Genomic DNA, 24,948 nt, shown 5'->3' with positions numbered 1-24,948 from the left:
TTTCTTTTTTTTGTTTAATAATAAATTTAATTTTAAATGAAATAATTAGGGGCGGAAATAGAGAGGCGAAAATATCGCCTCTTTTATTATTTCGAACTGATCATCGGCATAACCCGCAGCGTCATTTCAGCAAAGTCATTAGCGTGAATTTTGTGATGGTTAATATCGTAAGGAATGGGTGAATCGCGCAACCAGCTATCATGAATCAACATCACCTTGTCATCATCATTTTTCATCATTTACCTGGCACTTAATGCCAGCATTTCTTCAGCAACTTTTATCGCAACCGAAACGGTTGGGTTGGCTGCCAGTAATGTGGACGCTTGAGTTTTATTTGCCGCATCGCTGATAAAAGCATCGAGATTTTCACCAGCCATTCTGATATCAGCATCGGATTCCATTAGCGCCAGATTAAGGGTGACAAAATCACCGGGGTTTTCCGGCCCGTATAACAATATTGCGTTATCGGGAACAACGGCCAGTTCATAAACTTTCACGTTTCCAGAATCAAAGCGCTGATAATTGACACGAGCTTAACCCTCTCTTTTATCCGTGGCGATTGCAATAATGTAAGGCTCGCAATGCATGGCGAAAGGATCCATCGCTTGGCGACGCCGCTGAGTGATGAGTGAAATGGCTATTTTGCAAGGATGTGAGGACAAATGACAAAACATGACAGGATAAACCACAGCCAAAATAGCCATCACACGCTATTTTGGCTGTACTAATAATTAACTACTGCACGACTTGAATTACCTCTTCAGACTCTTTATGGGCGTTCACGTCTGCGCTGTTTAGCCATAATGGTTTTCGGCCAAACGTCTGATACATTTCCAGTTGATCGCGATAGTGCTTCGCAGGCGTTCCGTCTGGAGCGATAAAGCCACTTTGGCCAGGTGCAACCACATCCCACGCTTGCACTTCATCTCCCTTCGCACCAAAAACAATCATGTCGTTTTCAGTACCACGGTTTTGGTATTCCGCCTGATGCACCGCTTCATCGGCGTTGGCCTGCGGCACGCCAAAGAAGTTATTCGCTCTAAAGGTCAGCGGCATCGCCGGAGTTTTCCAACTATCAACTTGAGTGCCATAACGTTGTGATAGCTGCTGCCAGCTATCCTGCAACGCATTTCTGATCAGTTCATCCGATGGTTTTCCACCCAAAAGATCAACCGTTTGCGGGATTGGTGAACGCGTTCCTTGCAATGCCTCATACAGAATTTTGGCTCCGACACTGATATTCAGTGAGCCGGTTGGGCCATCCTGTGTGGTTTCATAGCCGCTGGCGCTGTACCACTTATTAAATGGTGCAGGCACAGCGGCAACAACCGTTTGTTTCAGCATGCTGGTCAGCCACGCGTTCAAAATTGCTGACCCCGGATGCTGATAAGTTTTGCCGTCGGCATTCATTTGATTGTTGCCATCCCAATTTGCGAGGATCTCCGCAAGCTGGCGACGCGGATCGTCAGCTGGTAACGCTTTAACCGCCTGTTCGATAGAAGGCAGGAAGAGGCGCAGATTCAGATCCTGGCGGCTGGTTTTGGCAATAATATCCCATGCCTGCTCATGCGTGAGTTTCGGCTGTGCGTCGATCAATTTTTTTATCTCATCGACACGATCGGCGCTCCCCCACAGGAAAGCAAAAAGATCCGAGGCCGGATAACCTGCTTCTGGCGCATTATTCCAGTTTGCGATGTAACCCGATTTCGGGTTGTAGATTTGCGGATTGCTGGAGAACGGCAAAATCCCATCCCAGTCCCATTCACCGGTTCCAGGAACAGGCAGGCGTGGGTCGTGCCCAGGTTTACGCTGCGGATACGCGCCAGTGTGAACATAGCCGATATTCCCCTGTTTATCCGCGTAATACCAGTTGATGGTTAAGGCCTGATTTGCCGCCTGTTTCGTCCATTGCGTCCAGTTTGTCGCCTGCATTTGATGCGTCCACGCCAGCAATGAAGCGACTTCTTTTCCCTCCCAGGCTCGAGATTTTGCGTAAGCCGTTGAGGTTTGCGGGTCGTTTTTGATGACGTTGCCGTGTACCGTGCGATAGATCGTGAACGAAACCGGTGTCCCGCCTTTAACGTTGATCGTTTCACTGCGGCTAAGCATTTTCACCCACTGCCCGTGACGCTGATAATAATCAGGGCGTTGAGGATCAAGTTTTTCCGCAAAGATATCGACGTCATCGCCAAAACCGGCAGTCGATCCCCACGAGATGCTTCCGTTATGCCCAAACACCAGGCCCGGATAGGCAAATGGCGTGTTCCCGACCACATCGTATCCAGCGCCATGCAGGCCGATTCCATAGGTGTAAGCCGGTGCGTACCAGCCAAACTGCGGCCCGTTAACCATAATGGATTTAGCGTCTGCCGCTTTTTTCTGGCCGATCACCCACATGTTACTGGTGGTTGGGTAGCCCGCCAGCCCATTTGCGCCGCTGTGAGCAAACTGTTCGCCAATTACTTGCTGATTTTTCTGATGAGTTAGTGTGAGTAAAGCGCCATCATTGCCTTTTGCCAGGCGCTCGAACATCGGAGGAGTATGGTCGAAACGCGGTAAGTTATAAGCCAGTTGCATGGCCTGGTTTGCCAGTTTGAACGGATAACGATGTTCTTCTGGTTCGATAGTGGTTGAAGCTGAAGGGTTCACTAACCATTTGATTTGGTTAAATACCCCCATCCCCTGCTTGTCACCGTATTTATCTTTCAGCGCGTTAAACAACGCCAGGTTATCAATTTCGCTGGTGCTGTCTGAAAAACGGTTAGCCATCGTGCCGACAAAAATCATCGCGACATCGAAAGGCTGCCAGTGTTGCGGTTTAAAACCCAGTGTCGAAAACTCTTTTGGCAACAACTTTCCAGGCTCGGCGTTAACCTTATCAATCCACGCATTCATACCATCGGCATAACCCTGCAAAACAGCTTTTTCTTCAGCAGGTAAAGCATCAATTTGGGCATGAATGCTGGCAGGCCAATAGTTCAGCCGAATGTCTTTATCAAAATTGAGAAACTTGTCACCCAGCACTTCCGCCACCGTACCCTGAGTACTGCGACGTGCCATTTCCATCTGAAAAAGCCGGTCCTGAGCCACAACATAGCCGTAGCCATAAAACAGGTTGTGGGTGTCGTTGGCATAAATGTGCGCAACACCATACTCGTCGCGAATGATTTTTACGTCTTTGCTTTGTTCCGCAGCCAACACTTTCGCGCTGTACAACACAGCCACTCCTGTCAGAAAGCAACTCACAATAATGGTATTTTTATTTTTCATTGTATCCTCTTACGGGTGAAAGACTTGCAAAAGGATACTAGCAACAGAGCTGGCAATATCCATTTCAACAGAACAGTTTCTGATGAAATCGTGAGCGTGGTAACTAAATTAATCATTCATATTTTTATCTTTAATCAAAAAATATGAATCATTAAATTTGACATAAAGCACAAAGTTATGTCGATTCGCTTCGTATCGCACTTGAGTCTGGTGGGCTATATATTTGGTGGAGCAATTGACGGAAACTTCCCCATGATGCGGCTTACGATGATCCTGCTCGGCATTGATTTTTTGCGTTCCCACTGGCGTGGGCTGCGTCGTTTCGGTTGGATTACGCTTATTGCCGGAATAGTCGTTTTTCTTGATGCCCTGGATGGCTCGCTCTATTTCCCTATCGAGCCATTCGCCTGCCTGCTGCTGTTTGAAGGTGCTGCGACATTGATGGTCGCGCATAGCGGTATGGGTGGGCAACGCATTCTGCGCTACGTTAAAGGCGCGGCATTTTCCCTTGCGGCGCTGTTGATTCTGGCCGGTCATCACCACGGTAACTTCGTGTTATCGGTGATCTTTGGCTTGTTGTTTTTCTTCGATGGCACTCTGCAAATCGCTTCAGCTGTGGTGGTGCGTTATCGCCGATGGCGGCCCGCTTTGTGGGGGGGCATTGCCGAAATTGCGCTGGCGATATTTTTCTTCCAGCCCTGGCCGTCAAACTATGAAGGAACGGTTCCTTATTGCCTCGGGTTAGGCCTGGCATTTGCGGGCTGGAACCTGTTTATTCTCGCCATGCGCGTTAAAAATGCCGCTGAGAATCCGGGTCTTAAAGGTTCAGTATTTATGGCAGAAGCCGACCATCTTCCGCCTGACGTTGTGGAGTGGGACGGCCCACCGGACGATGACGAAAGAGCGCTGACGGTTCACGTCTGGACACCCGTCGGATCCGCCGCAGGAGAAGCGCTCCCCCGTCCGGTGATCAGCCGTTATATCGCAGCGGTCGATCGCAACGGCGTGATCTCGACTGGTCACGCCGCACTGGAATCTCCCGGCGGGGTTTACATCAGCCTCTATCCTGCTGAGCTTATCGACCAGTCGCCAGATGAGTTTGCCCGCCTGCTGCGGGCCACGCCTGAAAACAACGTGCCGGGGATTTTCCAGCCGGATTACGCAACGGAATCCGCAAAGTGGTGCCCATCCACAAGAAAAGTACGAATCCGTAATTACAGCGAAGCACGGCTAAAAGCGTTTTGGGAAAGCTATCGCCAGAATGAATCCTACAATTTGACCTATCGAAACTGTTCGAGCAGTGTGGCGCGGGCTTTGGAAGCGGCACTTGAGGGGTCGGTCGGCAGGCTTTGGCAAAAGCGTGGTTTCTGGATGGCGATGGGAAAACTGATGTCGACGCCGGAACTTTGGGTCGCACTGCAACTGCGTAAACGGGCTGAAACCATGGCGTGGACGCCAGGCCTGATGCTGGATTACGCTCGCGCACTGAGTATGCTGGCCGATCCACGTCCAACCGGTTGGTTGAATACCAGCGGACGGGCGCTGAAAAAAATGCTTCAGCGCCGCGTCGCCTGGGGAAAAGGCAAAAGCGGCGAGGAAGTTACCGAGGATTAATGTTAAACATCAGCGACTAATTTCGCCGCCGCCTTGCGGTGCCGGGATATCAGATCCGGCACATCCAACCCGACGATATTGCCGTCGGTCACTCGCCATTTACCGCCAACCATCACGTGTTCTGCCCTTTCTGCACCGCATAACAACAGGGCTGAAATCGCATCGTGGCTGCCACTAAAGCGGAGTTCGTCCTGAGCAAACAGCGCCAAATCGGCCTGCTTCCCGACGGCAATTTCGCCAATATCGCTACGCCCAATCAGTTTTGCCGAGCCACGCGTCGCCCAGCCTAACACTCTGTGCGGAGTAATCGCTTCAGCGCCATAACGCAGGCGCTGTAAATACAATGCTTGCCGCGCCTCGTACATGATGTTTGACGCATCGTTTGAAGCGGAACCATCAACACCGAGGCCAACTGGCGCACCGGCATTTTCCAAATCAACCGTCGGGCACATGCCTGATGCGAGACGCATATTTGAAACCGGACAATGACAGACACCGACTCCCGCTCGCCCCAGGCGCTGAATTTCACTCTTATTAAAATGGATGCCGTGGGCAAGCCAGGTTCGGTCATTTAGCCAGCCAACACTTTCCAGATAATCCACGGTACGCAAGCCAAAACGTTGCAGACAGAAGTTTTCTTCATCTATGGTTTCAGCCAGATGCGTATGCAGCCGCACGTCCTCTTGCTGCGCAAGTTGGGCGCTATCCCGCATAATTTCAGTGGTCACAGAAAACGGCGAACATGGAGCGAGCGCGATTTGTAGCCACGCCCCTTCCCCGCGCTGATGGTAACGTTTAATCAATCTTTCGCTATCACGCAGAATTGTCCCGGCCTGTTGTACTGTGTGGCGAGGAGGCAACCCACCGTCATCTTCACCCAGGCTCATCGAGCCGCGCGTTAATACGGCACGCATGCCAATTTCGTTCACCACATCAACCTGCACATCGATGGCCTCCTCCATGCCCTGCGGGAAAAGGTAGTGATGGTCCGTTGTGGTTGTGCAACCGGAAAGCAGCAGCTCAGCCATCGCCACTTTACTGGCCAGCGCTAAAGCTTCGGCATCAAGCCGCGCCCAAACCGGATAGAGTTGTTTTAACCAGGGAAACAGCGGCACGTTAACCACCGGTGCCCACGCTCGGGTCAGAGTCTGATAGAAATGGTGGTGTGTGTTGATAAGTCCGGGTAACAAGACAAGTTCGCGAGCATCAAACACAGAGTCACATGGAACTGCGGGCTTGCCACCCAGGGGAATTAATTCACGAATGATTGCCCCTTCGATCACTACGCCACCTGCGGCGTCTTGCGAATTGGCGGTAAAAACTGCGCGGGGATTTTTGATCCACAAACGTTGGTCAGACATATCTGGCTCCTGAATATTAAAAAGTGAAGGAAGCCAGCTCAGTTATGGCCTGTCTGCTGATCCAGGCATTGCGGGGGCAATGTTGCCATTCTAACAGGAAACTGATGGGGCATCATCGCATCGTCTTATGGCTGTTATCAGGCAGGTGAAAGTGTTAAGGATTAACGAAAATGGGCTTCGCGGAACACGCAGGCGAAGCCCAATATTTGCGGATAATTATTTGCTAATTACTTTGCTGCTACTGCCGGTTTTGCAGTATCAGCCGCTTTAACCGTGATTTCAGGCACTTTGCCAAAATCCAGTTTGGTTGCATTCAATTTGGTGGTCAGGTCAGCGGTGACATCGAGTTCCGGCGCAACCGAAACTGCAGTCTGCATAGGCATAATGGCAGCAATTTTCTTTTCAGTGCGATAGGCATCAGCTGCCTGTTTTACCGCTGCCAACACAACCTGGCGTGCGGCGCGTTGCTGACCTTGCCATTGCTGAGCAATAATTTTTTTATCTGCCTGGCGCGCGGCCGCGACTTTATCTGCAGGCAGCGTGGCATAATTCTTTTCTGCCAGTTGCAGGCCTTTATGCAGATTTTCATTTACTGCTTTGAGATACGCTTGTTCTTGCTTAACCAGACCTGAATCCAGTGCGACCTTTTCCACATTAATAAATTTCATTTCAACTTCTCCAGCTTGTTTCGCATCGCAACCAACCAGCAAGGTACCAGCAACCATTACAGCGATTACGGCACCCGTCATCTGACGCATTAAATTTCGTTTCATTTGATACTAATCCCTGTAGGAAATTAAAATATAAGCACCGGCTAATTCATAAGTTATGAATATACATCGCCATCATTATATTTGCGCACCACATAGTAAAATAACCAATATCTTAAACCAGCCGCTATAATAGTGATTCTCAATATAAAATTAAACCCGCAATCCAGAATTGTATTTAACCAACCATGTTTAAACGGCGAGCGGTTTCATAATGTTCAACCCAATAACGGTTCGCCAGAGAAGACATGGTGACACCGACACTGCTTGAGGCGTGGACAAACTGGTTATCGCCAACATAAACACCGACATGGCGCATCCCCGGCGACGTTCTAAAAAAGACTAAATCACCCGGCTCGAGTTTTTCTTTGCTGACAGGCTGCCCATTTTTTATTTGCTGCGTTGTGGTTCTCGGTAATGATTTATGGAATGAATCGCTAAATATATGCTGCATCAGTGCAGAACAATCGACACCTTGATGTGTCGTACCGCCAAGGTGATAACGCGTTCCTTTCCAGTTTGAAAATTGTGCCAATATGGCAGACTTAATACTATTGGTATTACCGTGATCATCATTCTTTATATAGTTCCCTTTTTCAGAGAACACATCTTTCTTAGCAAGCGACTGGCTTGCGATTGATGCAAATTCCTTTGGCATATTAAAAGCAAAGGAATTTGCACTAAAAATAACAGGAATAATAAACAAAGTTGCGGCAATTAATTTTTTTAAACGAGGCATAAGAAATATCTTTCATCTACTGGCAAATACAGCGAAACAAGCCATTGCTGATTTTTAGCAATGGGACGAACAACTCCTTTTGGGTGAGCAAATAATAACCGCTGTATGAAATTTAGCCACGAGAGAATCGGTCTATTTTTAGACTTCTATTTTTTTTATTTTAAAAACAGCCTGATACTGAGTCAGGCTGTTTGGCATGGCGCTTACACATTGTGGAGACTGACTTCCGGCCGCTGGTAATGCGGCCAAACCAGTGCCACCAGCGCTGGGTAAGCATCCTGGCTGAACTCATCAAAACACTGCCGTAAGTTCAGCACTTCGATGTCAGCAAAAGAGACTTTTTCACCCTCAGTGCAACGTTTTCTGAGATTGTCGTAATAGCGATAGATAGCGGAATTTAAATCGCTGCATCGCCGTTGGGCACTAAAGAGTTTGGGATCGGCGCTAAGCATATCGATACTCATACGCTTAATAGTGGCGTGGTTAAAATCTGCATATTCATGGCTTACTCGCCAATAATAATCAGGGGTGATTTTTGAAATTAATTTCGCAAAGTAATCTTCATGTTCATCACTCTGCGAGAAATTTAATTTAGGGGAAGCCTGAGGGATGGGGTTGACGCTGGAATGGGATTTTTCACGCATTAGCATCAATACACCGCACAGCAACAATAGTATTAATACAATTGAATAAAAGACACTTTGCATGGGGACTCCTGTTTTTTTTATAGTAATTTTGAGGCAAAATGTTGTCAACGCTATTCTTGGTGACTACGCATCTCATTCTATTGATATGACAGGATATTTATATATGTTACCTAAAAACATGGTACCAGGAATGCTTCCTGCTATGCAGGTTGCATTTATACCATTAGCAGAAGATAGCGCTCTAACACTAAATCCCCAGGATAATATTTTATCGCTCGAGAAAACGGTTCTTAGCGCAAATCATTACGCTGGGCAGGCGAAAAATACTCTGCTTGAAGAAAGCGACCGACATTTAAAAGACCGATTATTTTGCGCGCTTAAAATTGAAGCGCTGGTCACCGTATTAAATGAATTAATTGAGCAAGAAAAGATCAGTCCTGCCGACCTGCAAATGCTAATAGAAGATAAAGAATTGCAGATAAGTCACCATTCACAGCAAATCTGGGTCAATCAACTCACCCAGGAAAAAAGCTGGCCGATGTTTTATTCACTGGACGAGTAATCTCAATGTCTGACGAACTTCCTGAGGTTCTGCACAGTTCCGATTCACCTGTGGGTGCAGAATCCGATAACACCTTATTACGCGAAAACATTGCAGCACTAGTGCAGATTAAAAATGGAAATATTGCGCGCTTTACCCAAAGCCAGCTCAATATCACCTCGGCACTGGTTGAACAGAAATGGCATAACCGCCACCAGATCTTTCCCTGGCGGGTAAAAGAAGAAGTTTACGGAGCGGTGCTCTGTGAAATCATCGCCCACCAGCCGCGGTGGAAAAACGAGATCCTTGCCCGGCTTGAAGTGGTTTATCAGAAACTAAGATATGAAGAGGCGCAAAGTTTGTCGTGCACGCGTGCGTTGCTGGAAAACAACTACAAAACTCCGCATTTGTAAGGCGTTAAAGTATGCTCGCCTTCACTAATAATTTCGGTCACATCAGCCTGCTCACCTATCCGAACTTCACTCACCCGGTCAAATTTACTCTTGTCGATCAACAGCAAGGACTGTGCTGATCGCTTGAGCAACATCGTTTTATATTCGGCATTCCAGCTGCGCGTGTCCCATAACGTTCCGTCGCTATCCACTCCCTCGCAGGAAAACAGGAACAAGTCGATATCCATCGATTTAAGATGCGCTGCCAGCGGGGCATTGATATAGCAGGCATATTTGCGCTGGAGAAGACCGCCAGTGCTAATCAGCTTAATATGCTCGCGCCTGGATAACGCCTGGCAAATACGTTCACTATTGGTGAAAACAGTGAGAGGAATATCTGGCAGTAATCGCGCCAGATACCAACACGTTGAGCTGGCATCCAGTGCAATCACCATGCCCGGCACAATCCAGGCCAGAGCACGATGAGCAATATCCGCTTTGCTATTGAGATGGCTTTTCAGGCGGGCGGTGAAAGGATCACCGCTTTCGTCTGCGCCTCGATTAATGCGCTTTGCCCGCCCATGTTGGCGAACAATTTTCCCCTGCTTTTGTAGTACACGCAGATCGCGCCGCACAGTTTCCTGGCTCACGCCTAATAACTGCGCCAGCTGTTGTGTGGTCAGATTGTTGTACTGCTCGACAAGTTGAACCAGTTGCTGGTGGCGTTCGGTTTTCATTAGCGCGTGTCTCCTGGCAATGCCCGAGATTAGCCCAGCAAAACCATTCGTGCCAGGCGAAACACGGAAATCGCCAGCTGTCGCTCATTCGCTTTATGAAAAAGCGGCCTGCTAGTTTAACCAGCAGGCCGCTCTATATATGTGATGCGATGGAGAGAAAGGAAAATTGATGCTTATTGGGTTTTCGTGACTTCTTGCCCAACCAGGCCAATCTTCAAATACCCTGCCTGATGCAGCGTATCCATCACATTCATCATCGTTTCGTAATCAACTGATTTGTCGGCACGGAAGAAAATCGTGGTGTCTTTCTTGCCTTCTGTCGCAGCAATCAGAGCATTGACCATGCTCTCTTTGGTCACTTCATCGTTGCCGATAAACATCGTGTGATCGGCTTTGACAGACAGGTAGACCGGTTTTTCCGGGCGCGGCTGCGGCTGGCTTGAAGACGCGGGAAGGTTAACCTTCACATCGACGGTCGCCAGCGGCGCTGCCACCATGAAGATAATCAGCAATACCAACATGACATCGATAAAAGGTGTCACGTTGATTTCGTGCATTTCACCGTTATCGTCGAGATTTTCGTTAAGACGCAAAGCCATGGGATCAACCTACACGCAGTTTCTGAGCGGTACGAACCGGGCGAGCAAGAGAACTGGCTGCTAAATCGAGGTCACGGCTTTGCAGCAGTAAAACCTGAGCAGCAACGTCGCCCAGAGAAGCTTTGTAACCGCCAATCACCCGAGCAAATACGTTGTAGATAACAACCGCCGGAATCGCTGCCACCAGGCCGATAGCCGTTGCCAGCAAGGCTTCGGCAATACCTGGTGCAACAACAGCAAGGTTAGTAGTTTGTGACTGTGCGATACCAATAAAGCTGTTCATGATGCCCCAGACGGTACCAAACAGACCGACAAACGGGGAAATGGCACCAATAGTCGCCAGAAAGCCATTACCGCGCCCCATGTGGCGACCCACCGCCGCAACTCGGCGCTCAAGGCGAAAACCGGTACGCTCTTTAATGCCTTCGTTATCTTCGCTACCTGTGGAAAGCTCAAGCTCATTTTGCGCTTCATTAATAAGCATCGTGCTCAGGCTTTTTGCATCAAACGTTTCGGCCATTTCGCTGGCTTCATCCAGAGAGCGGGCATGAGCTAAATGTTGTTGTTCACGCTTCAGACGGCGCTTTTGCGACATCAGCTCAACACTTTTGCTAAAGAAGATTGCCCAGGTGACGACAGAGGCCAGAATCAGGCCGATCATCACAATCTTTACCACGATGTCAGCATGCTGATACATGCCCCAGACAGAGAGATCTGTCTGCATCAAATTATTCGTCACTCTTACTCTCCACCGCGAAATAATACTAAAACTGTGCGCAATAATATCAAAACGACATCGAATTGATAGTAGTTCTCATTAGTATTTAAAGAGTGCCTTAAATTGTCCATGGATTCCTTGCGTTTACGCAGCAAAAGCATGATAAGTTAGTTTTGGACATCCAGATGGTTAAATAGGGCAAAGTGAACATGACTGACAAGCACATTGAAACGGCGCTGGTTAATGCCGGGCGCGATAAAAAATTCACCCAGGGTTCGGTTAACAGCGTCATTCAACGCGCGTCATCATTGGTTTTTGAAACCGTCGAAGCCAAAAAACAGGCCACGGCAAACCGCGCGAAAGGCGAGCTGTTTTATGGTCGCCGTGGCACCCTGACCCACTTCTCGTTGCAAGAAGCCATGTGCGAACTGGAAGGCGGTGCGGGTTGCGCACTTTACCCTTGCGGTGCCGCAGCCGTCGCCAATGCGATTCTGGCCTTTGTCGAACATGGCGATAATGTGCTGATGACCGGCTCCGCCTACGAACCCAGCCAGGATTTCTGCACCAAAATCCTCGCTAAACTCGGCGTCACGACCACCTGGTTTGACCCGATGATTGGCGCAGGCATTGCCCAACTCGTGCAACCCAATACTAAAGTTGTATTTCTGGAATCGCCTGGTTCGATAACAATGGAAGTACATGACGTTCCAGCCATTGTTCAGGCGATACGCAGCGTGGCCCCTGACGCCATCATCATGATCGATAACACCTGGGCGGCGGGCATTTTGTTTAAAGCGCTGGATTTCGGCATTGATATTTCAATTCAGGCGGGAACCAAATACCTGATTGGCCATTCGGATGCGATGGTCGGAACGGCGGTATCAAACGCCCGCTGCTGGGATCAGTTGCGTGAGAACTCGTATCTGATGGGGCAAATGCTGGATGCAGATACTGCTTATATGACCAGCCGTGGTTTGCGCACATTAGGCGTGCGTCTGCGTCAACATCATGAAAGCAGCCTGAAAATTGCCGAATGGCTGGCGCAACATCCGCAGGTTGAGCGCGTCAATCATCCTGCATTGCCAGGCAGCAAAGGCCACGAGTTTTGGAAACGAGACTTTACAGGGAGCAGCGGCTTGTTCTCATTTGTGCTTAAAAAGCGTTTGAATAATGACCAGTATCAAAGCTACCTGGACAATTTCAACTACTTTAGTATGGCCTATTCATGGGGCGGATATGAATCGCTGATTCTGGCCAACCAGCCAGAAGAACTGGCGGAGATTCGCCCTGCCGGGGGAATAGACTTCACCGGAACGCTGGTGCGTGTTCATATCGGGCTGGAGAATGTGGACGACCTGATTGCCGATCTGGACGCAGGTTTCCAGCGTATCGCCTAAAATTGCCAAATGTGGACACCGCAAAGAACAGTTTTTTTGCTTTCATGGTGATTTGTTGAGCCTGTGATCAAGGTGTCGCAGGCCATTTAGCGTTACACTATGTCCCTAAAATTAAGGTGCGCCTAAGCTAATGACTTTAGATTTAGGTGCGCCCAATAAAGCGGTTCCACAGGATTTGCCATGGCTGTTATACACAATATTGTTCAGGCGCTTTGGCAACATGATTTTGCTGCACTCGCGGACCCTCATGTTGTTGGAGTGGTTTATTGCGTCATGTTTGCGACGCTGTTTCTCGAAAATGGATTACTACCCGCCTCATTTTTGCCGGGCGACAGTCTGCTGTTACTCGCGGGAGCCTTAGTGGCGAAAGGGGTGATGGGTTTTGTCCCCACCTTATTGATCCTCACCGCGGCGGCGAGCCTTGGCTGCTGGTTGAGCTACGCACAAGGGCGCTGGCTCGGTAATACCAAAATAGTGAAAAGCTGGCTGAAGCAACTACCACCGCAATACCACCAGCGGGCGACGGTGATGTTTGACCGGCACGGGTTAGCCGCTTTGTTAGCGGGCCGCTTTTTAGCGTTTGTCCGCACGTTATTGCCTACCATGGCGGGGATTTCTGGGCTCAGCAATCGTCGCTTCCAGGTGTTTAACTGGTTAAGTGGACTGTTATGGGTCGGCAGTGTGACGAGTCTGGGCTTTGCCCTGAGCATGATTCCATTTGTGAAACGCCATGAAGATCAGGTGATGACTTGCCTGATGGTGCTACCGATGGCGCTGCTGGTAGCAGGACTTGTGGGTACTCTGTTTGTGGTCATCAAGAAAAAATTTAACCCGGCATAAGACATTACAGGGTGGATAACGTGACATTATCCACCCCGCTAACGCTGTTCACTTTCCTTTAAATCACCCGCATCCGCGCAGCATCTTCCCCCGGCGTCACACCAAAGTAACGCTTAAACTCGCGGCTAAACTGCGATGCACTTTCGTACCCGACACGAATCGCCGCGGTACTGGCTTTAATCCCATCATGCAAAATCAGCATTCGCGCTTTGTGCAAACGGTAACTCTTGAGATATTGCAGCGGCGAGGTGCTGGTGACCGACTTAAAGTTGTGATGAAACGCCGAAACACTCATGTTCGCTTCTGCGGCGAGTTGGTCCACCGACAGGTTTTCTGTGTACTGCGTTTCAATGCGCCTGAGCACCCGGCTTATCAGGCTGAAATGCGTCTGCCGGCTAACCAGCGCCAGCAGTGCCGCACCGCATGACCCCACCAGAATGTGATAGAGAATCTCGCGGATAATTTGTTTGCCCAAGATACGCGCATCGAGCGGGTGTTCCAGCACGTCCAGCAAGCGCTCGGCAGCACAAAGGATTTCTTCAGATAGCTGGGCGGAGTTAATCCCGGTCGAGCAGGTTTGCGGGTGCGATAAATCATCTTCGCCGATATCCATCAGCAAATCCTGAAGCTGCAAAATATCAATATTAATGCGCAGTCCGGCCAACGGTACTTCAGGGGTAGCAAAGGTTTCACATTCAAAAGGGAGTGGGACGGTCAATAGCAGGTATTCGTTGGCATCATAGCGAAACACGCGATCATTCAGATAACCCGTTTTATGGCCGGAAAAGAGAATAATGATCCCCGGCTCATACATAACTGGCGTGCGCGCATAGGGTTTCGTGCCATACAGTAAGCTAACGTTTGGCAGAGAACTCAGGCCACTATTTTCTTTTTGTATCAATAAATTAATTTTGTTAGTTAACTGCTGACAAATCGCCTTCCGCTTCATTTTCCTGCGCTCCGCATGGCTTTTCTACCGATGTCAGTGTGCAACTAATTCTTTCATTTCTCCAGCACCCAGGAGAAATAGGCAAGATAAAGGCAGGAATAAGCATTGAGAGATAGCCACCCGAGGCCGACAATGGCTACCATCAAATGCGATAAGCAATCTCTGTTTACCCAAGCAAAGGGAACCAATAATGAACAATTTCAACCTACACACCCCGACTCGCATCCTGTTTGGTAAAGGCGCTGTTTCCGAACTGCGTGCACAAATTCCAGCAGGTGCCCGCGTTCTGATTACCTACGGCGGCGGCAGCGTGAAGAAAAATGGCGTACTGGACCAGGTTTACTCCCAACTTGAAGGGCTGGACGTGCTCGAGTTTAGCGGTATTGAACCGAACCCGACTTACGAAACGCTGATGAAAGCAGTCGAAATCGTTCGCCAGCAGAAAGTCACTTTCCTGTTAGCCGTCGGCGGTGGTTCTGTGCTGGATGGTACTAAGTTCATCGCCGCGGCAGCCAACTACCCGGCTGATATCGACCCATGGAATATTCTGCTGACTCACGGCAATGATGTGAAAAGCGCCATCCCAATGGGCTCTGTTCTGACACTGCCAGCAACCGGTTCTGAATCTAACAAAGGTGCTGTCGTATCTCGCCGTACTACAGGCGACAAACAGGCATTTATGTCTGAACACGTGCAGCCTGTCTTTGCGGTGCTTGATCCGGTTTATACCTACACGCTGCCACCACGTCAGGTCGCAAATGGTGTGGTGGATGCGTTTGTGCATACCGTTGAGCAATACATTACTTATCCGGTAAACGCCAAAGTGCAGGACCGTTTTGCCGAAGGCATTCTGTTAACTCTGGTTGAAGATGGCCCGAAAGCGCTGAAAGAACCTGAAAACTATGACGTTCGTGCCAACGTAATGTGGGCGGCGACCATGGCGTTAAACGGCCTGATTGGTGCTGGCGTACCGCAAGACTGGGCAACTCATATGCTGGGTCACGAACTGACCGCGATGCACGGACTGGATCACGCGCAAACTCTGGCGGTGGTTCTGCCATCGTTGCTGAACGAAAAACGTAACGAGAAACGCGGCAAACTGCTGCAATATGCTGAGCGCGTGTGGAATATCACTGCAGGTTCTGAAGAAGAACGTATTGATGCGGCGATTGCTGCAACGCGCAATTTCTTCGAGCAGATGGGCGCACCAACTCGCCTGTCTGCCTACGGTCTGGATGGCAGCACTATCCCGGCTCTGTTGGTGAAACTGGAAGAAAAAGGCATGACTAAATTGGGTGAGCGCCAGGACATTACTCTGGACGTGAGCCGTCGTATTTACGAAGCTGCACGCTAAGTAATTTAGTCAATTGGTTCTCGTTTTTGAGTATTTGGTCCAGACTTAAACCCTAAATAATTCAGGTTGCAGGATTAGCCAACGCCCCTGCAACTTGAATTATGTGAGTTTAATCATTAAGGAGGAATACATGGCGACTCCAACTGTAATCAAGCTCCAGGATGGAAATGTAATGCCGCAATTGGGCCTCGGTGTCTGGCAAGCCAGCAACGAGCAAGTTCTGATTGCCATCGATAAAGCGCTGGAAGTCGGCTATCGATCGATTGATACCGCCGCCGCGTATAAGAATGAAGACGGCGTGGGCAGTGCGCTAAAACAAGCGGGTATTCCGCGTGAAGAGCTGTTTATCACCACCAAACTGTGGAACGACGATCAACAACGTCCACGCCAGGCGCTGGAAGATAGCCTCGAAAAACTGCAACTGGATTATGTCGACCTCTATTTGATGCACTGGCCGGTGCCGAGCAAAGATCATTATGTTGAAGCCTGGAAAGGGATGATTGAGCTGCAAAAACTAGGCCTGGTTAAAAGCATTGGCGTGTGTAACTTCCAGCTCAACCACCTTCAGCGTTTGATTGATGAAACGGGTGTCTCACCGGTAATCAACCAGATAGAACTCCATCCGTTGCTGCAACAGCGTCAACTTCATGCCTGGAATGCCACACACAAGATTCAGACCGAGTCCTGGAGCCCGCTGGCTCAGGGTGGTGACGGTGTGTTCGATAAGAAAATCATCCGCGACCTGGCCGATAAATACGGCAAAACGCCGGCACAAATTGTGATTCGCTGGCACCTGGATAGCGGCCTGGTGGTTATCCCGAAATCGGTGACGCCAGCGCGTATTGCTGAGAACTTTAACGTGTTTGATTTCCGTCTTGATAAAGACGAGTTAAGCGAGATTGCGAAGTTGGATAGCAGTAAGCGTCTGGGACCAGACCCTGATGTGTTTGGGAGTTAACGTTTAGTACGGCCCTCACCCCGGCCCTCTCCCTGATGGAGAGGGAGAAAACCGTGGTAATCCTCTTCTGGGGCAGAGGGAGAAAACCGAGCAGTCCCCTCTCCTGTGGGAGAGGGTTAGGGTGAGGGCATTAACTATGCCGGACGCTTCCTGTTCGCAGGCTTCGACGCAGCTTTAGCCGCTGGTTTTGCACCCACGTTAGGTTTCGCACCCGCAGCAGGCTTCGCGCCCGCTTGCGGAGCACGACGCTGATGTGTCATTGGCGTATGTTTTGTCAGTGCCGGACGAGCACCACGATTGTAGCGACGCGCTTCACGCATCTCCTCAAGCGTTGGCGAAGGCACCAGACATTCACGACGGCCACCGATCAGGTGCTTTTTACCCATCTCTTCCAGCGCTTCACGAATCATCGGCCAGTTAGCAGGATCGTGATAACGCAGCAGCGCTTTGTGCAGACGACGCTGGCGGTCACCTTTCGGCACCACAACTTCTTCACTCTTGTAACTGATCTTACCCAGCGGGTTCTTGCCGGTGTAATACATGGTGGTGGAGTTCGCCAGCGGTGACGGATAGAAGTTCTGTACCTGATCCAAACGGAAACGGTTTTTCTTCAGCCATAGCGCCAGATTCACCATATCTTCATCGCGCGTACCAGGGTGCGCCGAGATGAAATACGGAATCAGGTACTGCTCCTTTCCAGCTTGTTTAGAGTAGGTGTCAAACAGCTCTTTGAAGCGCTGATAGCTGCCCATACCCGGTTTCATCATCTTAGAAAGCGGCCCTTCTTCGGTATGTTCCGGGGCAATCTTCAGATATCCACCAACGTGGTGCGTCGCCAGTTCTTTGATATAGCGAGGATCTTCTACCGCGATGTCGTAACGAACACCGGAAGCGATCAGGATCTTCTTAACACCTTTAATCTCACGGGCGCGGCGATACAAGTTGATCGTCGGCTCATGGTTTGTGTCCATGTGCGGACAAATGTCCGGATAGACGCACGACAGACGGCGGCAGGTTTGTTCCGCACGTGGCGATTTGCAGCGCAGCATATACATGTTAGCTGTTGGGCCACCCAGATCGGAAACCACGCCGGTGAAGCCAGGCACCGTATCGCGCATCGCTTCAATTTCGCTGATGATCGAATCTTCAGAACGGCTCTGAATAATGCGGCCTTCGTGTTCGGTGATGGAACAGAACGAACAGCCACCAAAGCAACCACGCATGATATTCACCGAGAAGCGAATCATCTCATACGCAGGAATACGCGCCTTGCCATACGCAGGATGCGGAACGCGCTTATAAGGCAGAGCAAACACACTGTCCATCTCTTCGGTGGAAAGCGGGATGGCTGGCGGGTTAATCCAGATGTAACGGTCACCGTGTTTTTGCATCAACGCACGAGCACAACCAGGGTTGGTTTCATGGTGCAAAATACGTGAAGCGTGCGCGTAGAGAACTTTGTCGTTTTTAACTTTTTCGTACGACGGCAGCAACACGTAGGTTTTTTCCCACGGTTTCATCGGTGCAGGCTTCACAACAATCGCTTTCGCTTCGTTGATTGGCTTTTCCGGTTTACCGGTTTCTGCACAAGGCAAATCTTCACCGTAAGGGTGTGGAATGGGGTCGATACGACCAGGCATATCCAGACGCGTAGAATCCACGCCAGACCAACCTGGCATCGCTTCTTTACGCATCATCGCGGTGTTACGCACATCGCCGATTTCGTCGATTTTCTCGCCCATTGCCAGGCGATGAGCCACTTCCACCAGCGGACGTTCACCGTTGCCGAAAATCAACATGTCGGCTTTGGCATCCACCAGAATGGAACGACGAACGGTATCAGACCAGTAATCGTAGTGCGCTGTACGGCGCAGGCTCGCTTCAATACCGCCAAGGATAACCGGCACATCACGCCAGGCTTCTTTGCAGCGTTGGGTATAAGCAAGTGAGGCGCGATCCGGGCGTTTACCTGCCACGTTATCAGGCGTATACGCATCGTCATGACGCAGTTTGCGGTCAGCGGTATAGCGGTTGATCATCGAATCCATGTTACCCGCAGTCACCCCGAAGAACAGGTTCGGTTTACCCAGGCGCATGAAGTCTTCTTTACTGTTCCAGTCTGGCTGGGCGATGATCCCCACGCGGAAACCCTGGGCTTCCAGCATACGGCCACAAATCGCCATACCAAAACTTGGATGGTCAACGTAAGCATCTCCGGTAACCAGAATGATGTCACAGCTATCCCAGCCTAAATCGTCCATTTCCTTACGTGACATGGGTAAAAACGGTGCCGGGCCAAAACAGGCTGCCCAGTATTGAGGCCACGAAAAGAGTTCGCGATCGGGCTGGATCAAGCTTATAGAGCTCATAATGCTTCCGAAAAATGAATAAAAAATGATTTAAAAATAACCAAAGCCGGCGATTATACGCTTTTATTGGGTAATAAATGAAGGATTATTGCGGGCGATCAATGTTTTCTTGCCCTCACCCCAACCCTCTCCCTCAGGAGAGGGGGAACACCGAATCTTCCCTCTCCCTCAGTGATCGAGGGCGGACACCGAATCGTCCCTCTCCCTCAGGGAGAGGGCCAGGGTGAGGGTAGTTTACGGCGCAGGCTGCACTAACAACTGCCCAATAGAGCCACGGTCCGCCATTTCCAGCGTTTGGCTGGAATAAAGGAACGGGAAATGTTCCCAGGAAGGTTGGCCAAAGTACACGAGTAGCTCGACTTGCCCATCAACCCAAACCGTATCTTTCCAGCCTCGGTCTTCACCAAACGGTGCCGCACCATTGACGTTTTTAATCAGGAAGCTCACACCTTCGATATGGAAAGATTGCGGCATATCAGCACGCACCGTCCAGCGCTCCCAGGTGCCTTGCTGAGTCTGAATATCAATGCGCTTCATATCCCACAGTTGGCCGTTAATACCAGGGTCATCACCCAGCGCAATATCACGGCTACGTGATGGGTTACCGTTGATAATCTCTTCCGGTAGCAGACGCATTGGTAACGTATCGGTCACCAAAGGCAGCAGACCGGTTGCACGAAGGGTGAGAACCAGCGTGGAGATAAGAATACTTGAGGGTTCAAAGAAGCCACGGATCCTGTCCATGATACCGGCAGCTTCACCGCAGGTTATCGACACCTCTTTGCCGTCGGTCATATCAACCAGAATCTCGCGACGCTCACCCGGTGCCAGTGAAAGTTGCTTAACAGAAACAGGTGCCGGGAGAAAACCCTGGTCGCTTGAAATCACGTGCATCGCACGGCCATCGCTCATTTGTAGCAAATAGCGGCGCGAGTTCGAGGCGTTAAGCAAACGCAAACGCACCCAACCGCGAGAGACCTCGACATACGGCCCTTGCACACCATTCACCAGCAGCGTATCCCCCACAAAACCACCACTACCCGGCTCTTCATATTCAGGCGCCCCGAAGTTATCAAGACGCTTATCCTGAATGATTACCGGGAAGTCATCGACGCCATAATGGTTGGGAATAGGTAACGATTTGCTGACTTCATCTTCGATAAGCCACATCCCCGCCAGGCCATTGTAGACCTGTTTCGCGGTGCGGTTTGGGGTGTTAGCGTGATACCACAATGTAGCAGCCTGCTGGCGAATTGGCAGAACAGGAGCCCAGTCTACATTTGGCGACATCATTCGTGCCGCGCCCCCCATTAACGGGCCTGGCACCTGCAAACCGGCAATCGTCATGGCGATATTTTCTTGCAGACGATTGCTGTAAATCATCTTCACGTCATCGCCGCTCCATACGCGGATGGTGGGCCCAAGATAACGCCCATTCAAGCCCCAAACGGGTGCTTTAGCGCCGCCAGTAAATGACCAATGTGCCCGTTGTAACGTCAGGAATAAAGGCTGACCACGGCGAGACTCCAGTAAAGGAGGAACGGGTAAAGGTTGCTGCATACCTGCCGCATTTGCCCTCAGTGGCACCGAGCCTGCACATAGTGCGACTCCTGATGCCTGTAAAAACTGACGCCGACTGAGTGACATAATAACTCCATGTGAAACTGACTAACGTGGGGCGGCACAACACGTACCGCCAAAATAAAAGCGCTCGGTGAAACGGATGACAAACCTCTTCGTAGGTCGGATAAGCACAGCGCCATCCGACAAAACTGGCGAAAATGGTGGATGGCGCGACCGCTTATCCACCCTACAGCACCGGTTTAGTGACCTTTGTCAACAATCCGGTTCAGTTCGCTTGTTTGCTTTCAACTCGACCGGAGGCTTCTCGCTCCGCGACTTCTTTATTTAGTTCATCGATTTTTGCCATCATAATTTCACGGCAATCGGTGGCAAGTTTACGCACCTGGTCTTTACCGTAATGGCTGATATCAATCGGCTGCAGCATTTCGACAATAACTAAACCATTATTCAAACGGTTCAGTTTAATTTTATTGCTGGTGTTGGAAACACACACCGGAATAATTGGGACGCCAGCAGCAATTGCGGCATGGAATGCACCGGTTTTAAATGGCAGCAGACCGCGACCACGGCTGCGAGTCCCTTCCGGGAACATCCACACCGACACATTACGTTTCTGAATTTGCGCCACAACCTGGGAAATGGTGCTGAGCGCCTTGGTACGATTATCACGGTCGATAAGCATATTCCCGGTAAGCCAATAAATTTGGCCAAAGAACGGGATCCACAACAGGCTTTTTTTCCCAACGGTCACCGTCGGTGGCTGCACAATACTAGCAGCCGTCACCATGTCGAAATTATTCTGATGGTTACAGATATAAATCGCCGTCGGATGATTTTCTACGCCCTCAGGCAAACGGGTTTCAACTTTCAAACCAAAGACAGGCGCAAGACGCCCAAAAAGATGACCAAACGTAGCAACATGGCGTGGGTTACGTGGGCTGAACAAGCAATAAATGCAGCCAAAAATGCACACCAGCAGGCAATAAATTATTACGATTATAAAACGTACGATGGATAGCATAACAACCTCAAAAGCCAAAACCGCTGACAAGTATACCCTAAATTCCAGGAGGAGCAGTCGCCCCACCTGCACCTGAAATATCGCGGATATATGACCTGCTTTAGCACAAAACACATCGTTCCGGCGGCCTGACGACCGCCAGAATCCGATTACTCTTCGCTGTCGCCCGCACTAGCACGCTGAGGTGAATCAACTTCAACACGATCAATGCGTTGTAGACCACGCATCAGCGTACCGCGACGACCGCGCTCACCGGTGATTTTCTGCAGTTCTTCTGGACGGAGTTTAATTTTGCGTTTGCCGACATGCAGCGTGACCGTGCTTTGTGGCGGCAAGACAAACAAATGTGCCAGTTTGTCATCACCTTTTGCCGCATCCGCAGAAGGAATCGAGATAATTTTATTCCCTTTGCCTTTGGAAAGTTGCGGCAAATCAGCGACCGGGAACATCAGCATGCGGCCTGCAGCGGTAATCGCCAGCAGCATATCGTCAGTGCTTGAGATTTCCATCGGCGGCATCACTTTCGCATTTTCCGGCAATGAAATCAGCGTCTTACCCGCACGATTACGCGACACTAAATCGTTGAAGGTACAAACGAAACCGTAGCCCGCATCAGATGCCATCAGCAGTTTTTGGTCGTCTGGCGCCATTAAGACATGCTCGACAACCGCACCCGGTGGTGGCGTGAGTTTACCGGTCAGCGGCTCACCCTGGCCACGTGCCGAGGGTAACGTTATTGGATCAAGTGCGTAGCTGCGTCCGGTGGAGTCAATAAACGCCACTGGCTGGTTGCTCTTCCCTTTAGCCGAACCAAGGAAGCTATCGCCTGCTTTATAGTTAAGTCCTTGCGCGTCAATGTCATGGCCTTTAGCGCTACGCACCCAGCCCATTTGTGAGAGCACAATGGTGACCGGTTCGGACGGAGTCATATCATGTTCGCTCATGGCTTTCGCTTCACCACGTTCACGCAGCGGTGAACGACGATCGTCGCCATAAGCGTCGGAATCAGCCTGCAACTCTTTCTTCAGCAAGGTATTCATTTTGCGTTCGGACGCCAGAATGCCCTGCAATTGGTCACGCTCTTTTTCCAGCTCGCTCTGCTCGCCGCGAATTTTCATCTCTTCGAGTTTTGCGAGGTGGCGCAATTTCAGCTCGAGGATAGATTCAGCCTGCGTTTCGCTTAATTCGAAACGCGACATCAACACGGGCTTGGGTTCGTCCTCGGTACGAATAATGTGAATCACTTCGTCAATATTGAGGAACGCCACCAGCAAACCTTCAAGGATGTGCAGGCGTTTGAGCACTTTCTCCAGACGATAACTCAGGCGACGGCGCACCGTTTCGCGACGATAAACCAGCCACTCAGTCAGGATTTCCAGCAGGTTTTTCACCGATGGACGATTATCCAGTCCGATCATATTGAGGTTGATGCGATAGCTTTTCTCAAGATCGGTAGTAGCAAACAGGTGGTTCATCACCTGTTCGACGTCGATACGGTTGGAACGTGGAACAATCACCAGGCGCGTCGGGTTTTCGTGGTTCGACTCATCGCGCAAGTCTTCAACCATCGGCAGCTTTTTAGCACGCATCTGATTGGCAATTTGCTCCAGCACGCGCGCGCCGGAAACTTGGTGAGGTAACGCGGTAATCACCACATCGCCATCTTCTTTTTTCCAGACTGCGCGCATACGCACAGAACCGCGGCCATTCTGGTAGATTTTACGAATTTCATCACGCGGGGTGATGATTTCGGCTTCGGTTGGGTAGTCCGGCCCCTGCACGATATCCAACAGCTCATCGAGCGTGGTTTTCGGCTGGTCAATCAGGGTGATTGCGGCTTTCGCCACTTCTCGCAAGTTATGTGGCGGGATGTCTGTTGCCATGCCGACTGCAATGCCAGTGGTGCCATTGAGCAGGATATTAGGCAGGCGCGCAGGTAGCATTTTCGGCTCCTGCATGGTGCCGTCAAAGTTCGGCACGTAGTCGACCGTCCCCTGCCCTAACTCACCCAGCAAGACTTCCGCATATTTTGACAGTCGCGACTCGGTATAACGCATCGCAGCGAAGGATTTCGGATCATCCGGAGCCCCCCAGTTCCCCTGCCCGTCAACTAACGGGTAGCGGTAAGAGAACGGCTGCGCCATCAGAACCATCGCTTCGTAACAGGCACTATCGCCGTGCGGATGGTATTTACCCAGAACGTCACCGACGGTACGGGCTGATTTTTTGAATTTAGCGCTGTTGCTTAACCCCAACTCTGACATCGCATAGACGATGCGACGCTGTACCGGCTTTAAGCCATCACCAATGAACGGCAGAGCGCGGTCCATAATGACGTACATGGAATAGTTGAGATACGCATTTTCCGTGAATTCGTGCAGCGCAAGGCGTTCTGCACCATCATGAGTTAAATCACTCATTAATTATTCATCCTCAAACTGACGAGCCGCATGTGGCCACAAACGGCGTAATTGCCGCCGATAGTACCTTATCTGGCAGTCGTAGTCACAGAGGAGTGAGTATCTTTAGGTGAAGCACAGAGATAAGAAATGAGCCGCAAATTGCGGCTCATTACAGAGAATTATTTCACTTTAGTAATTTGTTTCACGTCGATTTCAACGGAGTTCCAGTCTTTGTCCACTTCCCCTTGAATTTCAACATTATCTTGTGGGGTGATGGTCTGGCCGTTCCAGCGTTTCTGGTCGATATCGACGTTAATTGTGCCGGATGTATCGCGGAAGATGTAGTGGTCACCGCCGATGCGGGACTCAATCTTACCGCGCAAAGTGACCCAAGTATCATCAGACAATGACTTCGCCTGTGCCGCCGTGGTATTGCTGCCACTTGGACCGACAAAGCCGCCTGCGGCTTGAGTTTGTGTGGCGGCCGGAGCGGCATTCGGATCAGAGAACCCGCCTTGATTTGCAGCTAGTGCAGGTGCTGCGGTGATTGCGAGAATAGTCAAAATAGCGGCTACTTTTTTCATCGTTTATTTTCCTTATATGAATGAATTTCTGAATGCTATTTAACCGGAGAGATCTTAACGCGATCTTAATTTCTCCCTGAGAAATCGTATTTTTTAGAAAAT

22 protein-coding genes and 1 pseudogene are annotated in these 24,948 nt (G+C 50.1%); 7 read left to right on the top strand and 16 right to left on the bottom strand.

Annotated elements, in window-relative coordinates:
• Positions 1-86 precede the first annotated feature (86 nt).
• The 3 genes from MES37_RS09330 to MES37_RS09320 all read right to left on the bottom strand — a co-directional run bounded on the left by MES37_RS09330 (position 87) and on the right by MES37_RS09320 (position 3,270).
• The gene (locus MES37_RS09330; protein ID WP_166642075.1) at positions 87-236 is read right to left on the bottom strand and encodes a hypothetical protein; all 150 of its coding nucleotides are present in this window, start codon (positions 234-236) and stop codon (positions 87-89) included.
• A 3-nt stretch (positions 237-239) separates the two neighbouring features.
• Complete coding sequence (locus MES37_RS09325) at positions 240-497, bottom strand: hypothetical protein (protein WP_064540036.1); 258 nt, start codon at positions 495-497, stop codon at positions 240-242.
• Between the two features lie 238 nt (positions 498-735).
• The gene (locus tag MES37_RS09320) at positions 736-3,270 is read right to left on the bottom strand and encodes a penicillin G acylase (RefSeq protein ID WP_237931167.1); all 2,535 of its coding nucleotides are present in this window, start codon (positions 3,268-3,270) and stop codon (positions 736-738) included.
• Positions 3,271-3,522: 252 nt separating this feature from the next.
• Here MES37_RS09320 and MES37_RS09315 point away from each other — a divergent pair, with 252 nt between their 5' ends.
• Positions 3,523-4,884, top strand: coding sequence for an HdeD family acid-resistance protein (locus tag MES37_RS09315; protein ID WP_237931164.1), 1,362 nt, complete (start codon positions 3,523-3,525; stop codon positions 4,882-4,884).
• A gap of 2 nt (positions 4,885-4,886) precedes the next feature.
• Here the strand turns inward: MES37_RS09315 and MES37_RS09310 are convergent, their stop codons facing one another.
• From MES37_RS09310 to MES37_RS09295, 4 genes are all read right to left on the bottom strand, one after another.
• The gene (locus MES37_RS09310) at positions 4,887-6,245 is read right to left on the bottom strand and encodes an 8-oxoguanine deaminase (protein WP_237931163.1); all 1,359 of its coding nucleotides are present in this window, start codon (positions 6,243-6,245) and stop codon (positions 4,887-4,889) included.
• Between the two features lie 227 nt (positions 6,246-6,472).
• Complete coding sequence (locus tag MES37_RS09305; RefSeq protein WP_232886584.1) at positions 6,473-7,018, bottom strand: hypothetical protein; 546 nt, start codon at positions 7,016-7,018, stop codon at positions 6,473-6,475.
• 175 nt (positions 7,019-7,193) lie between these two features.
• Complete coding sequence (locus MES37_RS09300) at positions 7,194-7,754, bottom strand: NlpC/P60 family protein (protein WP_121814327.1); 561 nt, start codon at positions 7,752-7,754, stop codon at positions 7,194-7,196.
• A gap of 203 nt (positions 7,755-7,957) precedes the next feature.
• Positions 7,958-8,461, bottom strand: coding sequence for an ESA_00282 family adhesion-associated protein (locus tag MES37_RS09295; protein WP_064540047.1), 504 nt, complete (start codon positions 8,459-8,461; stop codon positions 7,958-7,960).
• Here MES37_RS09295 and MES37_RS09290 point away from each other — a divergent pair.
• Together MES37_RS09290 and MES37_RS09285 are read left to right on the top strand one after the other, a co-directional pair.
• Complete coding sequence (locus tag MES37_RS09290; protein ID WP_237931162.1) at positions 8,460-8,963, top strand: hypothetical protein; 504 nt, start codon at positions 8,460-8,462, stop codon at positions 8,961-8,963. The two genes, MES37_RS09295 and MES37_RS09290, sit on opposite strands and share 2 nt — an antisense overlap.
• A gap of 5 nt (positions 8,964-8,968) precedes the next feature.
• Complete coding sequence (locus tag MES37_RS09285; protein WP_232886583.1) at positions 8,969-9,355, top strand: cytoplasmic protein; 387 nt, start codon at positions 8,969-8,971, stop codon at positions 9,353-9,355.
• Here the strand turns inward: MES37_RS09285 and fucR are convergent.
• From fucR to exbB, 3 genes are all read right to left on the bottom strand, one after another.
• Positions 9,334-10,071, bottom strand: a complete 738-nt coding sequence (gene fucR / locus MES37_RS09280; RefSeq protein ID WP_064540053.1) for an L-fucose operon activator — start codon at positions 10,069-10,071, stop codon at positions 9,334-9,336. The two genes, MES37_RS09285 and fucR, sit on opposite strands and share 22 nt — an antisense overlap.
• A gap of 173 nt (positions 10,072-10,244) precedes the next feature.
• Positions 10,245-10,670, bottom strand: a complete 426-nt coding sequence (exbD, locus tag MES37_RS09275; protein WP_064540055.1) for a TonB system transport protein ExbD — start codon at positions 10,668-10,670, stop codon at positions 10,245-10,247.
• 4 nt (positions 10,671-10,674) lie between these two features.
• Positions 10,675-11,409, bottom strand: a complete 735-nt coding sequence (gene exbB, locus MES37_RS09270) for a tol-pal system-associated acyl-CoA thioesterase (RefSeq protein WP_064540058.1) — start codon at positions 11,407-11,409, stop codon at positions 10,675-10,677.
• Positions 11,410-11,597: 188 nt separating this feature from the next.
• Here exbB and metC point away from each other — a divergent pair, with 188 nt between their 5' ends.
• Together metC and MES37_RS09260 are read left to right on the top strand one after the other, a co-directional pair.
• Entirely contained in the window at positions 11,598-12,785 is a 1,188-nt protein-coding gene (metC, locus tag MES37_RS09265; protein ID WP_064540061.1) for a cystathionine beta-lyase, read from the top strand.
• Between the two features lie 180 nt (positions 12,786-12,965).
• A complete protein-coding gene (locus tag MES37_RS09260; protein ID WP_064540063.1) occupies positions 12,966-13,625 on the top strand; it encodes a DedA family protein in 660 nt (219 codons plus the stop codon).
• 58 nt (positions 13,626-13,683) lie between these two features.
• On the opposite strand, the gene MES37_RS09255 is transcribed toward MES37_RS09260, so the two are convergent.
• On the bottom strand, positions 13,684-14,574 hold the full coding sequence (locus tag MES37_RS09255; RefSeq protein WP_064540065.1) for an AraC family transcriptional regulator: 891 nt from the start codon (positions 14,572-14,574) through the stop codon (positions 13,684-13,686).
• Between the two features lie 190 nt (positions 14,575-14,764).
• On the opposite strand from MES37_RS09255, the gene yqhD reads away from it, so the two are divergent.
• Both yqhD and dkgA read left to right on the top strand, forming a co-directional pair.
• Positions 14,765-15,928: an alcohol dehydrogenase gene (gene yqhD / locus MES37_RS09250; RefSeq protein WP_064540068.1), complete on the top strand. Its 1,164-nt coding sequence runs from the start codon at positions 14,765-14,767 to the stop codon at positions 15,926-15,928.
• A gap of 130 nt (positions 15,929-16,058) precedes the next feature.
• Positions 16,059-16,886, top strand: a complete 828-nt coding sequence (gene dkgA / locus MES37_RS09245) for a 2,5-didehydrogluconate reductase DkgA (protein ID WP_064540070.1) — start codon at positions 16,059-16,061, stop codon at positions 16,884-16,886.
• A 134-nt stretch (positions 16,887-17,020) separates the two neighbouring features.
• Here the strand turns inward: dkgA and MES37_RS09240 are convergent.
• The 5 genes and pseudogenes from MES37_RS09240 to MES37_RS09220 form a co-directional block, all read right to left on the bottom strand.
• Positions 17,021-19,334 (bottom strand): annotated as a pseudogene (locus tag MES37_RS09240) (YgiQ family radical SAM protein).
• Between the two features lie 155 nt (positions 19,335-19,489).
• Positions 19,490-20,902 (bottom strand): cell division protein FtsP, encoded by a 1,413-nt coding sequence (gene ftsP / locus MES37_RS09235; protein WP_064540074.1) that lies wholly within the window; start codon positions 20,900-20,902, stop codon positions 19,490-19,492.
• 202 nt (positions 20,903-21,104) lie between these two features.
• Positions 21,105-21,860, bottom strand: a complete 756-nt coding sequence (locus MES37_RS09230; protein ID WP_064540258.1) for a 1-acylglycerol-3-phosphate O-acyltransferase — start codon at positions 21,858-21,860, stop codon at positions 21,105-21,107.
• A gap of 149 nt (positions 21,861-22,009) precedes the next feature.
• Positions 22,010-24,280: a DNA topoisomerase IV subunit A gene (parC, locus tag MES37_RS09225; protein ID WP_237931160.1), complete on the bottom strand. Its 2,271-nt coding sequence runs from the start codon at positions 24,278-24,280 to the stop codon at positions 22,010-22,012.
• Between the two features lie 161 nt (positions 24,281-24,441).
• On the bottom strand, positions 24,442-24,846 hold the full coding sequence (locus MES37_RS09220) for a YgiW/YdeI family stress tolerance OB fold protein (RefSeq protein WP_121814332.1): 405 nt from the start codon (positions 24,844-24,846) through the stop codon (positions 24,442-24,444).
• Positions 24,847-24,948: the final 102 nt, after the last annotated feature.

Origin of the sequence: Buttiauxella sp. S19-1, from assembly GCF_022134725.1 — a bacterium.
Classification (GTDB): Bacteria; Pseudomonadota; Gammaproteobacteria; order Enterobacterales; family Enterobacteriaceae; genus Buttiauxella; species Buttiauxella ferragutiae.
The sequence above is the reverse complement of the archived record's forward strand: the minus strand, read 5'-3'. Positions and strand labels throughout refer to the sequence as shown.

What these genes read in the sequence shown, in the direction of transcription:
- MES37_RS09290 (WP_237931162.1), top strand. Translation starts at nt 8,460, where the DNA reads ATGGGGACTCCTGTTTTTTTTATAGTAATTTTGAGGCAAAATGTTGTC.
- ftsP (WP_064540074.1), bottom strand. Translation starts at nt 20,902, where the DNA reads ATGTCACTCAGTCGGCGTCAGTTTTTACAGGCATCAGGAGTCGCACTA.
- MES37_RS09230 (WP_064540258.1), bottom strand. Translation starts at nt 21,860, where the DNA reads ATGCTATCCATCGTACGTTTTATAATCGTAATAATTTATTGCCTGCTG.
- exbD (WP_064540055.1), bottom strand. Translation starts at nt 10,670, where the DNA reads ATGGCTTTGCGTCTTAACGAAAATCTCGACGATAACGGTGAAATGCAC.
- MES37_RS09295 (WP_064540047.1), bottom strand. Translation starts at nt 8,461, where the DNA reads ATGCAAAGTGTCTTTTATTCAATTGTATTAATACTATTGTTGCTGTGC.
- dkgA (WP_064540070.1), top strand. Translation starts at nt 16,059, where the DNA reads ATGGCGACTCCAACTGTAATCAAGCTCCAGGATGGAAATGTAATGCCG.
- MES37_RS09255 (WP_064540065.1), bottom strand. Translation starts at nt 14,574, where the DNA reads ATGAAGCGGAAGGCGATTTGTCAGCAGTTAACTAACAAAATTAATTTA.
- metC (WP_064540061.1), top strand. Translation starts at nt 11,598, where the DNA reads ATGACTGACAAGCACATTGAAACGGCGCTGGTTAATGCCGGGCGCGAT.
- MES37_RS09310 (WP_237931163.1), bottom strand. Translation starts at nt 6,245, where the DNA reads ATGTCTGACCAACGTTTGTGGATCAAAAATCCCCGCGCAGTTTTTACC.
- MES37_RS09220 (WP_121814332.1), bottom strand. Translation starts at nt 24,846, where the DNA reads ATGAAAAAAGTAGCCGCTATTTTGACTATTCTCGCAATCACCGCAGCA.
- MES37_RS09260 (WP_064540063.1), top strand. Translation starts at nt 12,966, where the DNA reads ATGGCTGTTATACACAATATTGTTCAGGCGCTTTGGCAACATGATTTT.
- MES37_RS09300 (WP_121814327.1), bottom strand. Translation starts at nt 7,754, where the DNA reads ATGCCTCGTTTAAAAAAATTAATTGCCGCAACTTTGTTTATTATTCCT.
- yqhD (WP_064540068.1), top strand. Translation starts at nt 14,765, where the DNA reads ATGAACAATTTCAACCTACACACCCCGACTCGCATCCTGTTTGGTAAA.
- MES37_RS09315 (WP_237931164.1), top strand. Translation starts at nt 3,523, where the DNA reads ATGATGCGGCTTACGATGATCCTGCTCGGCATTGATTTTTTGCGTTCC.
- fucR (WP_064540053.1), bottom strand. Translation starts at nt 10,071, where the DNA reads ATGAAAACCGAACGCCACCAGCAACTGGTTCAACTTGTCGAGCAGTAC.
- MES37_RS09285 (WP_232886583.1), top strand. Translation starts at nt 8,969, where the DNA reads ATGTCTGACGAACTTCCTGAGGTTCTGCACAGTTCCGATTCACCTGTG.
- MES37_RS09330 (WP_166642075.1), bottom strand. Translation starts at nt 236, where the DNA reads ATGAAAAATGATGATGACAAGGTGATGTTGATTCATGATAGCTGGTTG.
- MES37_RS09320 (WP_237931167.1), bottom strand. Translation starts at nt 3,270, where the DNA reads ATGAAAAATAAAAATACCATTATTGTGAGTTGCTTTCTGACAGGAGTG.
- MES37_RS09305 (WP_232886584.1), bottom strand. Translation starts at nt 7,018, where the DNA reads ATGAAACGAAATTTAATGCGTCAGATGACGGGTGCCGTAATCGCTGTA.
- parC (WP_237931160.1), bottom strand. Translation starts at nt 24,280, where the DNA reads ATGAGTGATTTAACTCATGATGGTGCAGAACGCCTTGCGCTGCACGAA.